This window comes from Bacillus sp. IBL03825 (assembly GCF_024712505.1).
GTDB lineage: Bacteria > Bacillota > Bacilli > Bacillales > Bacillaceae_G > Bacillus_A > Bacillus_A wiedmannii.
This window is the reverse complement of the sequence record NZ_JAMXKE010000001.1, coordinates 335,293-348,029: the sequence shown is the minus strand read 5'-3', so window position 1 is coordinate 348,029 and position 12,737 is coordinate 335,293. Positions and strand designations below refer to the sequence as shown.

At 37.1% G+C, this 12,737-nt stretch carries 12 protein-coding genes; 2 read left to right on the top strand and 10 right to left on the bottom strand.

What is annotated here, in order from left to right; translation table 11 throughout:
* Nucleotides 1-79 precede the first annotated feature (79 nt).
* On the top strand, nt 80-1,309 hold the full coding sequence (locus tag NHG49_RS01880) for an aminopeptidase (RefSeq protein ID WP_064477184.1): 1,230 nt from the start codon (nt 80-82) through the stop codon (nt 1,307-1,309).
* 40 nt (nt 1,310-1,349) lie between these two features.
* On the opposite strand, the gene NHG49_RS01875 is transcribed toward NHG49_RS01880, so the two are convergent.
* The 10 genes from NHG49_RS01875 to NHG49_RS01830 form a co-directional block, all read right to left on the bottom strand.
* Nucleotides 1,350-1,673, bottom strand: a complete 324-nt coding sequence (locus NHG49_RS01875; RefSeq protein ID WP_000263262.1) for a DMT family transporter — start codon at nt 1,671-1,673, stop codon at nt 1,350-1,352.
* 47 nt (nt 1,674-1,720) lie between these two features.
* Nucleotides 1,721-3,172, bottom strand: a complete 1,452-nt coding sequence (gabD, locus tag NHG49_RS01870; RefSeq protein ID WP_064477183.1) for an NADP-dependent succinate-semialdehyde dehydrogenase — start codon at nt 3,170-3,172, stop codon at nt 1,721-1,723.
* The gene (locus NHG49_RS01865) at nt 3,165-4,532 is read right to left on the bottom strand and encodes a sigma-54 interaction domain-containing protein (protein ID WP_064477182.1); all 1,368 of its coding nucleotides are present in this window, start codon (nt 4,530-4,532) and stop codon (nt 3,165-3,167) included. Before NHG49_RS01865 ends, gabD begins: the two co-directional genes overlap by 8 nt.
* 115 nt (nt 4,533-4,647) lie before the next feature.
* Entirely contained in the window at nt 4,648-6,012 is a 1,365-nt protein-coding gene (gabT, locus tag NHG49_RS01860) for a 4-aminobutyrate--2-oxoglutarate transaminase (protein ID WP_258125470.1), read from the bottom strand.
* Between the two features lie 154 nt (nt 6,013-6,166).
* Nucleotides 6,167-6,910 (bottom strand): HAD family hydrolase, encoded by a 744-nt coding sequence (locus NHG49_RS01855; protein ID WP_098102439.1) that lies wholly within the window; start codon nt 6,908-6,910, stop codon nt 6,167-6,169.
* Nucleotides 6,911-7,047: 137 nt separating this feature from the next.
* Nucleotides 7,048-7,953 carry a diacylglycerol kinase gene (locus NHG49_RS01850; protein ID WP_222655684.1) on the bottom strand — a complete coding sequence of 302 codons (906 nt, stop codon included), beginning with the start codon at nt 7,951-7,953 and terminating at the stop codon, nt 7,048-7,050.
* Nucleotides 7,954-8,422: 469 nt separating this feature from the next.
* Nucleotides 8,423-9,850: an Asp-tRNA(Asn)/Glu-tRNA(Gln) amidotransferase subunit GatB gene (gatB, locus tag NHG49_RS01845; RefSeq protein ID WP_046958896.1), complete on the bottom strand. Its 1,428-nt coding sequence runs from the start codon at nt 9,848-9,850 to the stop codon at nt 8,423-8,425.
* 14 nt (nt 9,851-9,864) lie between these two features.
* Nucleotides 9,865-11,322 (bottom strand): Asp-tRNA(Asn)/Glu-tRNA(Gln) amidotransferase subunit GatA, encoded by a 1,458-nt coding sequence (gene gatA / locus NHG49_RS01840; RefSeq protein ID WP_000051449.1) that lies wholly within the window; start codon nt 11,320-11,322, stop codon nt 9,865-9,867.
* A gap of 15 nt (nt 11,323-11,337) precedes the next feature.
* Complete coding sequence (gene gatC / locus NHG49_RS01835) at nt 11,338-11,628, bottom strand: Asp-tRNA(Asn)/Glu-tRNA(Gln) amidotransferase subunit GatC (protein WP_000086999.1); 291 nt, start codon at nt 11,626-11,628, stop codon at nt 11,338-11,340.
* A 141-nt stretch (nt 11,629-11,769) separates the two neighbouring features.
* On the bottom strand, nt 11,770-12,006 hold the full coding sequence (locus tag NHG49_RS01830) for a YiaA/YiaB family inner membrane protein (protein ID WP_001254393.1): 237 nt from the start codon (nt 12,004-12,006) through the stop codon (nt 11,770-11,772).
* A gap of 231 nt (nt 12,007-12,237) precedes the next feature.
* On the opposite strand from NHG49_RS01830, the gene NHG49_RS01825 reads away from it, so the two are divergent.
* The gene (locus NHG49_RS01825; protein ID WP_000942477.1) at nt 12,238-12,720 is read left to right on the top strand and encodes a MarR family winged helix-turn-helix transcriptional regulator; all 483 of its coding nucleotides are present in this window, start codon (nt 12,238-12,240) and stop codon (nt 12,718-12,720) included.
* The last annotated feature ends 17 nt before the right edge of the window (nt 12,721-12,737 follow it).

Genomic DNA, 12,737 nt, shown 5'->3' with positions numbered 1-12,737 from the left:
GCTATATTTATATATATTTTTTGAATTTTCTTGTATTATATATAGTAAGAAATCTTTCAAATTAAAGGAGATTATACATATGTCATTTGAACAAACGTTAGAGAAATATGCTGCCCTTGCAGTCAATGTTGGTGTTAATATTCAACCAGGACAAACATTATCAATTAGTGCACCTCTTGAGGCTGTACAATTTGTACGCCTCGTTACAGAAAAAGCATATAAATCTGGTGCAAAACACGTATATGTGGACTGGAATGATGAGACGTTAACACGCTTAAAGTTCGATCTAGCTCCTGAAGAAGCATTCGCTGAGTTCCCATCTTGGAAAGCACACGCTCGTGAAGAATTAGCAAAAGAAGGTGCTGCATTTATGTCTATTTATGCAGAAAACCCTGATTTATTAAAAGGTGTAGAATCAACGCGTATCGCAACAGCTCATAAAGTAGCTGGTGAAGCAATGAAAGTATACCGTGATTACGTACAAGCTGATAAAGTAAGCTGGTGTGTCATTTCTGTTCCTACGAAAGAATGGGCTGCGAAAGTATTCCCTGACGTTGCACCAGAAGAACAAGAAGCAAAACTATGGGATGCTATTTTCAAAGCTACTCGTGCGGATTTAGAAAATCCTGTGGAAGCATGGAAAGAACACGATGAAACGTTACATACAAAAGTTGATTACTTAAACGAAAAGCATTATAAAGCCCTTCACTATACAGCTCCTGGAACAGATTTAACAATCGAACTTCCAGAAAAGCATGTATGGGCTGGTGCTGGTAGCTTAAATGAAAAGAACGTACCATTTATGGCGAACATCCCAACTGAAGAAGTATTTACAATGCCACTTAAAACAGGTGTAAACGGCCAAGTATCTAGCACAAAACCGTTAGCATTTGCAGGTAACATTATCGATAACTTCACGTTAACATTTGAAAACGGGCGTATCGTAGACTACAAAGCGGAAGCCGGAGAAGAAGCTTTAAAACATTTAGTAGAAACAGATGAAGGCTCTCACTTCTTAGGCGAGGTTGCTTTAGTACCTCATGATTCACCAATTTCAAATACAAATATTTTATTCTACAATACACTATTTGACGAAAACGCATCTTGCCACCTTGCAATCGGAAGTGCTTATGCATTCAACTTAGTAGGCGGAAAAACAATGTCTAAAGAAGAACTTGCTGAAAACGGAGCAAACACTAGTATTACACATAACGACTTCATGATCGGATCAGCTGAGCTTGATATCGATGGTATTACAGCTGACGGAAGACATGAACCGATTTTCCGTAAAGGTAACTGGGCATTTTAATAAAAACAAAAGGCTATCTTCCACACTGGAAGATAGCCTTTTATGATGCTGATGAAACCTTAAGTCCAATTACTCCTAAAACGATAAATAGAATACAAAACGCTTGGAATAAGCTAATGTGTTCTTTAAAGAAATATACGCTAATGATTGTAATAAGTAATGTTCCTACGCCAGACCAAATGGCATAAGCGATACTTAAATGAATTTTTTTGACAACGATAGCAAATACGCTGAAACAAATTCCATAAAATACGAAAATAAGTACACTTGGAACGAGCTTTGTTAAACCGTTTGATAATTTCATCGCAATTGTTCCTGCTACTTCAAAAATAATTGTTACGAGTAATAATAGCCAATATACCATACTAGAATCTCCTTCTCTGTTACCTTATAGAGATTCTAGTATACTACTTATAGCCCTAACGAAATATATTTAATTTCTAAATATTCCTCGATACCGAAATGGCCTCCTTCACGGCCGATACCACTTTCTTTAAAGCCACCGAACGGTGCTTGTGCAACTGATGGAAGTCCATCATTTAAGCCAATAATTCCGTACTCTAACGCTTCGCTAATTTGGAATGCTTGACTAATATCTTTTGTGAAAATATAAGCAGCCAAGCCATATGGTGTATTATTTGCACGTTCGATTACTTCTTCAACCGTTTTAAATTTAGCAACTGGTGCAACCGGACCGAATGTTTCTTCATTCATACAAAGCATCGTGTCATTTGCCAATCCAATTACGGTTGGCTGAATGAAATATCCATCTAACTCTGCAAATTTATGGCCACCGTATAAAACTTCTCCACCCTTTTGAATTGCATCTTCAATATGTTCTTGTACTTTCGAAATTGCATTCGCATCAATAAGTGGACCTACAGTTGTTCCTTCGCCAAATCCGTCTCCAACTTTAAGCTGCTCTACAGCTTTTGTGAACTTTCCTGCAAACTCTTCGTAAACTTCTTCTTGAACAAAGACGCGGTTTGTACATATACACGTTTGTCCTGCGTTACGGAATTTCGAACCGATTACCGCCTCTACCGCTTTATCTAAGTCCGCATCATTCATAACAATAAACGGCGCGTGACCACCTAACTCAAGTGAAACCTTTTTCATCGTTTGTGCAGCACTGGCCATTAATTCCTTCCCAATTTCCGTTGATCCTGTAAAGGAAACTTTTCGAACACGTCCATCTTCCATCCACGTATCAGCAATTGCTTTCGCACTACCTGTTACAATATTTATTACGCCTTTTGGAATGTCCGCTTTATGAGCTAATTCAGCTAATTTCAACGCAGTTAACGGCGTTTGACTTGCAGGTTTTACAACTGCCGTACATCCTGCCGCAAGTGCCGGTGCTACCTTTCTCGTAATCATAGCAGCAGGGAAGTTCCAAGGTGTAATAGCTGCCATAACTCCAACTGGTTGCTTCATAACTAAAATACGTTTATTCGGATGAGAAGCAGGAATCATTTCACCGTATACGCGTTTTCCTTCTTCCGCATACCATTCAACAAAGCTATTTGCATAATTCACTTCACCAAGTGCTTCTGCAAATGGCTTTCCTTGTTCTCTCGTCATGATCGCTGCAATCTCTTCTTTATTTTCATCGATAAGTGTGAACCATTTTTTCAACTTCACTGCACGGTCTGCTGCTGTTAACTTAGACCATAATTTAAAAGCTTCATGAGCAGCATCAACAGCTTGCTTTGCCTCTGTTACCCCGCCCTTTGGTACCGTCGCAAATATTTCCTTCGTTGCTGGATTATTTACTTCGATTTGTTCTTGCAATGTAATCCACTCACCATTTATATACATCGCCTTTTTCTCTACATTTACAAACGCCGCTTTTTTATCCAATGTTTTCTTCCTCCTCTAAAAGTTTCTTTATCTTCCTAGTGGCAGCAGATTGACTTATTTTTAAAAACTCCGCTACTTTATAACTCGATCCATATGTTTTATATGCTTTCAAAATAATATTACGTTCTACTTCTTCTAACATTTTATAGAGACTTTGACCGGACTGTTCAACCGTTGATTCTTGCATCGCTATTGGCAAATCTTCTATCGTAACGATATCATCAGTAGTTATAACAATTCGCTCAATCACATTTTCAATTTCTCTATTATTTCCTTCCCATGGGTAACCAACAAACATTTGCAATGTGCTAGGTGCTAATTTTACATTTCGGCCATATTTCTCGTTAAAGTGCTGTAAATAATGATAAATGAGTGGCAAAATGTCTTCGGTTCTTTCCCGAAGTGGCGGAATTAAAATTGGAATGACATTCAGACGATAATATAAATCTTTCCGGAATGTTCCTTGTTTCACCATCATACTTAAATCTCGGTTTGTTGCCGCTACAATTCTAACATCAACTTTTTTTAATTCTCTTCCGCCTATAGGGCGAAACGTTTTTTCTTGCAATACTTGCAAAAGTTTCGCTTGAATTTCAAGCGGCATTTCGCCAATTTCATCTAAGAAAAGAGTTCCTCTATGCGCTGATTCTAATAGTCCCTTTTTCCCTTCACGATTCGCACCTGTAAAAGATCCACCTGAGTATCCAAAAAGCTCTGATTCAATTAAATTCATTGGCAATGCCGCACAATTAATTTCATAGAAACTTTCATTCTTCCTGTTACTCACTTCATGTAAATGACGTACTAATCGACTCTTCCCTACTCCTGTCTCACCTAAAATGAGAACTGTACTATCTACCACGGATATTTTCTTGATTGTCTCGACTATTTTTTGCATAGCGATACTTTTAAAAATAAGTCCTTCATGTTCATATGTTTCTCTTAATTCTTTTTTATATGTTTTTAACTGATTATCCATTTCCTCTACCTTTTGACGTAATTGGTAGAGTTCTGTAAGATCACGAGAATAACTAATTACTCTTCTTAAATTTCCCTCATTATCAAAAACAGGCCTTGTACGAACGTGTAAATACTCTCCTGATTTTGTCGTTTGAACGAGTTCAATCGGTCTCTTTTTTTCAATTACTTCTAACGTTGCCGATGGATAAAAGATACCATCCTTCTGCAATTCTTTCACATGCTTACCTACTAACTCTTTAGCAGCTAGTTGATAGTGCCTTTCACATGTACTATTTACACGCACAACGATTCCCTTTTCGTCAGTCACAAAAATTTCGTCAAACGCATATTCAAATACATCTTGTAAATCCATTAACACTCGTTCCTTTTCTCCAACCATCCTAGCCACCCCTAACTTCCAATCCATCGATTCACTTCACTACCTTTATTATAAAGTGAATTTTCTGCATTTTATATAGAGTCAGCTAGAATGTTTGCGATTTATTATTTAGCTTTTAAACACGAGCAGTATTTGCTTTCTCATAACAGACTTGCAATGATTCTTCAATTATTGTTAATCCTTCTTCAAGTTGCTCATCTGTAATAACTAATGGCATTAACACACGAATAACATTACCGTATGTCCCTGCTGATAGTAGAAGTAATCCGCGTTTGTTTGCTTCTGCGCACAAGTTAGCTGTTAACGTTTTATCAGGTGCTTTCGTCTTACGGTCTTGAACGAGCTCGAATGCACACATTGCTCCTAAGCCGCGCACATCACCGATGCAATTATATTTATTTTTCATCTCTTCGAATCGGTTCATTACAACTTTCCCTAATTCTATCGCTCTATCATTTAAATTCTCTTTTTCTATTACATCAAGCACTGCTAATGCTGCCGCACATCCTAGTGGGCTTCCTGCATACGTTCCACCAAGCTCTCCCGGCGCAGACTCATTCATAATTTCCTTGCGCCCAATAACACCACTAATCGGTACACCAGCGCCTAATGATTTAGATACCGTAATTAAATCTGGAACGACATCATAATGATCAATGGCAAAATATTTTCCTGTACGACTAAATCCTGTTTGAATTTCATCCGCTACAAATAAGATGCCGTGTTCTGAACAAATATTGCGTATTTCTTGCACAAATTTCTTACTTGGAACGATAAATCCGCCTTCCCCTTGAACAGGTTCCATTACAACGGCTGCAATTGTTTCTGGCGCTACTTCTGATATGAAGAAATTCTTAAACTCTTCAATCATAAAGTCATCGTACTGCTCTTCCGTTAATCCTTCTGGGCGGCGATATTCATATGGAAATGGTGCTTTATAGACTTCAGGCGCAAATGGGCCAAATCCAAATTTATATGGTTTTACTTTACTTGTCATCGTCATTGTCATTAATGTACGCCCATGGAATCCTTTAGAAAATGCAATAATACCAGGCCTTTTTGTATATTTACGAGCGATTTTCACTGCGTTTTCAACCGCTTCTGCACCACTATTTAAAAATAGTACTTGCTTATCAAAACTTCCTGGTGCTAATGCCGCAAGTTTTTCTGCTAATTCAATATATGGCTCATACATCATGACATTAAATCCAGTATGAATGTATTGATCTACTTGTTTATGGAGCGCCTCTTTAACAGCTGGATGACAATGCCCTACGTTAATTGTTCCGATTGCTCCTGCGAAATCAATGTACTGATTACCATCAACATCTGTTAAAAGAGCACCATTTGCAGATTGTACAAACGTTGGGATGCCGTTACTTACTCCTTTTGGTACTATATTTTGGCGGCGTTCTAATAAAGACGCTGCTTTCGGTCCAGGAATTTGTTCATTTACTTTAGCAAATTTTTTTGTGTTCATTACGTATCCCATCCTTTTCTTTACATTGTTTTCTCTTTTCGTTGCAAAATGTATGCCAACATTCTTTTCCAGCATTCATCCTACTTACCTTCTATGTCGACATAAAAAATAAGTCTATAAAGACTCATTAAGAGTCCTTATAGACTTATTTTCCTTACACATTAGACTTTCCTTGTTCCCAAGTCAACTCACCCGAATGAGAAATAAAATCCCCAATAGATTGTACGAGCATATCCGCAAGTGGTTCTAATGTTTGACGGTCTCCCGTACCAGATAGCACCCCAATTGCATAGCAATCACCGTTTTTCGCTAAATGTAAATCAGTTGGTGTATCTCCAACGACGGCTACTTCACATGCTTCTAAATGAAACTTCTCACAAAAAGATTCTACAATTCTTTTATCTGGTTTTTGTGCCGGAAATGTATCTGAAGCTACAACATAATCAAAAAAAGACTCTAATTGATATTGTTTCAAAAACAATTCTGTTGGTGCAAAATCATCGGCTGTCACAACACCTAAAATAAATCCTCTATCCTTTAAAACTTGTAAAATTCTCGGTAAATCCGCCGTCATTTTCATATAAGAACGATGCTCATACATAAGAGAAAATAACTTTTCACTTACCCACTCATGCATCTCCTCTTCCTTAGATGACGTAATATACTTACAAAGCCCCTTTGCAACATCAAGGCTTGTTCCTGCCGCTATTGCGCTACGAGGGTTTACAAATGCCCCATCCACACCGATCTCTTTTAATAAATCCTGCTGCATTGACTTTGGAAGTTGATATAGATTTATACATTCCGCCACAAGTTCTTCAGCTACTTTTATCCAAATTGAATGAAAATCCATTAATGTCCCGTCTTTATCAAATAATATTGCTTTTACCTTCTCCATAGCACCCTACCTCTCGTTTCTTATCTCCTCCAGTGTATCAATAAAGTATGGATATAAAATAAACGAATTGTAAAAATACCATGAAAATCAAACTAACTTCCAATTTACAATTCCTCTATATAATAAAAAGGATGCCTTTACAGGGCATCCTCTTGTTGTTCAGGAACAAATAGTTCAAGACAATGATATATATTTTCGAATTCCATCGGTGCATCTCCACCGTATTCACCATCTAAGTTAATCATTAGTTTATCTGGTGAATGCACTTTAATTCGATTTGCTTGTGTGTATAGCACTTTTGGGTTATTAATATGTTCACCACGCTGCGCTTGTGTTGCTGCTTTAATTAAGTCAGCGATAGAACCTTTTTTCAGTACTAATAAATCAAATAAGCCATCATTAATCGATGCATATGGTGCTACTTTTTCGAATCCACCAACTGAACGAGTATTCGTAATTAAAAACATCGTAATTTCTTCTTGTAGCAACTTTCCATCATACTCGATTTCAACATATGTTGGATGTAATGATGGTAGCATTTCGATTCCTTTTAAATAATAAGCAAGTTGGCCTAATACCGTTTTTAGCTTGCTTGGCACTTCATATGTTAATTCTGTAATACGGCCGCCACCAGCGATATTAATGAAATATGTATCATTCGCTCTACCAAGATCTAACGGAACTGTTTTCCCTTCACAAATAATATCCGCAGCCTCTTCAATAGCACGAGGTACACCGATCGCACGCGCAAAATCATTTGTCGTTCCAACTGGAATAATTCCAAACTTTGGACGCTGTTCATGTCCTACTAAACCGTTCACCACTTCATTTAATGTACCATCACCACCAGCTGCGATAACAACATCAAACTTACGATCCGCAGCTTGCCTCGCTGCCACAGTCGCATCTCCAGGACCAGTTGTCGCATGACAAGACGCTTCATATCCAGCTTGTTCTAATTTTTGTAATACTTCCGGTAAGCTCTTCTTAAATAGCTCGCGCCCAGAAGTAGGATTATAAATAATTCTTGCTCGCTTCATCATTTATTAGCACAGGAAATTTCTTTATATATCAAAAAGAACATACCGAACTTCTATTCAGTATTCCTATGCCTACCTCCTCTCATCTTCCTATCCTTCTTTTATCCCGCTCAAACAGGCAGTAAGAACCCGATTCGTGTAGTCCATCAAAAGTAAATATTCATTTCAATGGTTTTGTTTTATTTGACAAAAAATTTATGTCTATCTATTTCCTCACAACAATTTACATATAACGAATAATAATTATCTATTATTTCATGAGATGAAAAAAACCTCTATGTCTAGATTTATCATTATTCCCACCTTTTTGCAACTATCATACCATAGTTGCTATACAAACATTTTTCCACTTTTGACAGTTAATCAAACGTTTGTTTAAACGATCTTCTCTCATTTAAACAAACGTTTGATTAACCTAGAAAAACACCCATGTACGGGTGTTTTTCTGCTTAATCTTTAAAAGTTACTACTATTATCGCTTATTAATCTCTTCAAGTAAGATTTTGTTAACAAGCGGCGGATTTGCTTGTCCTTTTGTAGCTTTCATAATTTGACCAACTAAGAAGCCAATTGCACGGTCTTTACCGTTTTTAAAGTCTTCAATAGATTGCTCATTATTATCAAGAATTTCTGTTACAACCTTACGAAGTGTACCTTCGTCAGAAATTTGAACAAGACCTTTTGCTTTAACGATTTCCTCTGGGTCTCCACCTTTTTCAATTAATTCGTTAAATACTTTCTTCGCGATTTTAGAAGAAATTGTACCTTTTTCAATTAATTGAACCATTTTAGATAAACCAGCAGGCGTTAATGCAACGTCTTTTAATTCTTTTTGTTGTTTGTTTAAGTATGCAAGCACTTCACCCATCAACCAGTTTGATGTTAATTTCGCGTCAGCACCGTCTGCAACAGTTGCTTCAAAGAAATCAGACATTTCTTTCGTTAATGTTAATACGTGTGCATCATAAGCTGGTAAGCCAATTTCTGCAACGTAGCGAGCTTTACGTGCATCTGGAAGTTCTGGAATCGAAGCACGAATTTCTTCTTTCCACTCATCATCGATGTAAAGTTCAACTAAGTCTGGCTCTGGGAAGTAACGGTAATCGTCAGATCCCTCTTTCACACGCATTAAGATTGTTTTCTTCGTTGCTTCATCATAACGACGTGTTTCTTGTTGGATGATACCACCAGATAACAATTCTTTCTCTTGGCGCACTTGCTCGTGCTCAAGACCTTTTTGTACGTAAGTGAATGAGTTTAAGTTTTTCAGTTCCGCTTTTGTACCGAACTTCTCTTGTCCAACTGGACGAAGGGAAATGTTCGCATCACAGCGTAGAGAACCTTCTTCCATCTTACAATCAGATACGCCAGTATATTGAATGATTGATTTTAACTTCTCTAAGTATGCATATGCTTCTTCTGGCGTACGCATATCTGGCTCAGATACGATCTCGATTAAAGGCATACCTTGACGGTTGTAGTCTACTAATGAACCATCAGCTGTATGCGTTGATTTACCAGCATCTTCTTCTAAATGAAGACGTGTAATACCGATACGTTTCTTTTTACCGTCTACTTCAATTTCAATCCAACCATTTTCACCAATTGGCTTATCGAATTGAGAAATTTGATAAGCTTTCGGATTATCTGGGTAGAAATAGTTTTTACGGTCAAACTTCGTTTCCGTTGCGATTTCACAGTTTAATGCCATTGCAGCTTTCATTGCAAAGTTAACTGCTTCTTTATTTAAAGTAGGAAGTACCCCTGGGTATCCTAAGTCAATTACACTTGTTTGTGTATTTGGCTCCGCTCCGAATTCTGTTGGACTCGCAGAGAAAATTTTCGAATTTGTTTTTAACTCAACGTGAACCTCTAAACCAATAATTGTTTCTAAATTCATCTATGCTCGCCTCCTTACAGACTTGCTTTTTTTGTATGATAGTCTGTTGCTTGCTCAAACGCATGTGCAACGCGGTAAATTGTCGCTTCATCGAAGTGTTTACCAATGATTTGTAAACCAAGTGGCATGTTGTTAGCACCGAATCCACATGGAACAGAAATCGCTGGAACACCCGCTAAGTTTACTGGGATTGTTAAAATGTCATTTGCATACATTGTCATTGGATCATCAACTTTCTCGCCCACTTTAAATGCCGGAGTTGGCGTTGTTGGTCCAATAATAACATCATAGTTAGCAAATACATTTTCAAAGTCGTTTTTAATTAATGTACGTACTTGTTGTGCTTTCTTGTAATATGCATCATAGTAACCAGAGCTAAGTGCAAATGTACCAAGCATAATACGGCGTTTTACTTCATCACCGAAACCTTCGCTACGTGTGTTTTTGTAAAGGTCTAATAAATTATTTACATTATCAGAACGAACACCGTAACGTACGCCATCAAAGCGTGAAAGGTTAGCTGATGCTTCAGAAGAAGATAATAAGTAATACGTTGCTAGAGCGTATTTAGAGTGCGGAAGAGATACTTCCTCCCAAGTTGCGCCCATACCTTCTAATACTTTTAAAGCAGCTAGTACTGACTCACGAGCTTCTTCGCCAACACCTTCTCCTAAGTATTCTTTCGGTACAGCAATGCGTAAACCTTTAACGTCGCCTGTTAAACCAGCTAAGTAGTTTCCGACTTCAACGTTAGCAGAAGTTGCATCCATACGGTCAATACCTGAAATAGCTTGTAATAAGTACGCATTATCTTCTACTGTACGTGTAATCGGTCCGATTTGGTCAAGTGAAGATGCGAATGCTACTAATCCGTAACGAGATACGCGTCCGTAAGTTGGTTTTAAACCTACAACGCCGCAATATGCAGCTGGCTGACGGATAGAACCACCCGTATCAGAACCTAGAGAAAATAATACTTCTCCTGCCGCTACAGCAGCTGCAGAACCACCACTAGATCCACCTGGAACGTAATCTAAGTTCCATGGATTTTTCGTAGCGTAGAAACCTGAGTTTTCATTTGAAGAACCCATTGCGAACTCGTCCATATTTAATTTACCGATTGTAACTGTGTCAGCAGCTTTTAGCTTTTGCACAACTGTTGCATCATAAATTGGATCAAAGTTTGCTAACATTTTGCTCGCACAAGTTGTACGAAGACCGTTAGTTACAATGTTATCTTTTACACCAATTGGCATACCGAATAATAAACCATTATCTTCAGCACCAATTTTCGCGTCTAATTCTTTCGCTTTCGCGCGTGCGTTTTCTTCATCTAATGTAAGAAAAGCTTTTACGTTATCTTCAACATCCGCAATACGTTTGTAAGATTCTTCTACTAAATCCGTAACGGAAATTTCTTTGTTGTTTAATTTCTTATGTAACTCTGATACGGAATGATCAAATAATGACATCGAAATTCCCCTCCTCTATTCTAATACTGCTGGAACACGGATTTGATTATCTTTGTGATCCGGTGCATTTTTTAATACTTCTTCAACTGGTAAACCTTTTTCTGGTACATCTTCACGCATAACATTTTTCATAGTTAATACATGAGTTGTTGGTTTTACATCTGTTGTATCTAATTCATTTAACTGTTCTGCAAATGTAACGATTGCATCCAGTTGTTTTTGAAATTTTTCTGCTTCTTGATCAGTAATTGCAAGACGTGCTAAATGTGCTACGTGCTTTACATTCTCAACGGAAATTCTTGACACGGCTAGGCCACCTCCATAATATATCGTTCAATCTACAATACTATTGATGATACCAAATTTTCAGTACTTCAAGCAAGTCAACACACGGCACTTACGGCATTTTTACATAAAAAAAGAAAGGCAAATGCCTTTCTTTACAATTTACTCCTTATCTAACGGTTTATTTTTCGGAAATCTCTCGTTATCTTCTTCATTATCACGAATTGTTTTTTGTAATACAAAACAAGACATCGTTAAAAATAATGTTCCAATTAAATAATATCCTTTTACACTAAGCGTTTCATCTAACGTATAAATTCCAATTAGCATACCTGAAAGTGCACAAACAAATGAAGTCCATGCTAAAAACGTGAACGCTTGCGTATTACGTCTTCTCATCGTTCTCCCCCTCGTTAGCTGTACATCCATTATAGATAAGTATATTTACCACGATGGATTTTTATGTAAATTCTAGTTTTATATTTATAAATCTATCATAAAAGAATACTATTTTAAAGTTAGTTTTCTGTCTAATCTGAAAAAACATTTAAAATCATTGACATTTATTTCAATTCTACATAAAATAAAAACAAATATTACGAACCTCGAAATATACGGGAGTGGAAATAATTGTTGCAATATGAACATTTTTTAGACTTGCTGCTAGATAACGCCAAGAAGCTTTTTTATCCTGAAGAATGGGTAAGCCTAGATTTAACACTTTCTAAAACAGAAGTATTTTGTTTACTTTGGATGGAGCGAAATACAGATATTACAATGACAAAAATTGCTGACCTTCTTGATATACCGATGAGTACAACGACAGGTGTTGTAAATCGCCTCGTAAAAAAGGGATATATTGAAAGGTACCGTGATGAAAACGACCGACGCATTGTATTAATTCGTTTAACAGAAAACGGCGTAATGCTCGTCCAAGAAGTAAAACAAAATGCAGCCCATTACTTTAACCTAGTGACAGAAGCATTATCAGAAGAAGAAAAAGCATTCTTACTACAAATCTTCCAAAAGATCATGAATCACATCGCTACGTCACAGCAAAAAACAGAAGAAAAGGTTTCTACACCTAAAATGAAAAACATTCCGATTGAATAAAACCCTAGTTGGGTTTT

Bases quoted from the DNA above. Each gene is read 5' to 3' on its own strand.
- NHG49_RS01880 (WP_064477184.1), top strand. From the start codon at position 80: ATGTCATTTGAACAAACGTTAGAGAAATATGCTGCCCTTGCAGTCAAT.
- NHG49_RS01875 (WP_000263262.1), bottom strand. From the start codon at position 1,673: ATGGTATATTGGCTATTATTACTCGTAACAATTATTTTTGAAGTAGCA.
- NHG49_RS01865 (WP_064477182.1), bottom strand. From the start codon at position 4,532: ATGGTTGGAGAAAAGGAACGAGTGTTAATGGATTTACAAGATGTATTT.
- gabT (WP_258125470.1), bottom strand. From the start codon at position 6,012: ATGAACACAAAAAAATTTGCTAAAGTAAATGAACAAATTCCTGGACCG.
- NHG49_RS01855 (WP_098102439.1), bottom strand. From the start codon at position 6,910: ATGGAGAAGGTAAAAGCAATATTATTTGATAAAGACGGGACATTAATG.
- NHG49_RS01850 (WP_222655684.1), bottom strand. From the start codon at position 7,953: ATGATGAAGCGAGCAAGAATTATTTATAATCCTACTTCTGGGCGCGAG.
- gatB (WP_046958896.1), bottom strand. From the start codon at position 9,850: ATGAATTTAGAAACAATTATTGGTTTAGAGGTTCACGTTGAGTTAAAA.
- gatA (WP_000051449.1), bottom strand. From the start codon at position 11,322: ATGTCATTATTTGATCATTCCGTATCAGAGTTACATAAGAAATTAAAC.
- NHG49_RS01830 (WP_001254393.1), bottom strand. From the start codon at position 12,006: ATGAGAAGACGTAATACGCAAGCGTTCACGTTTTTAGCATGGACTTCA.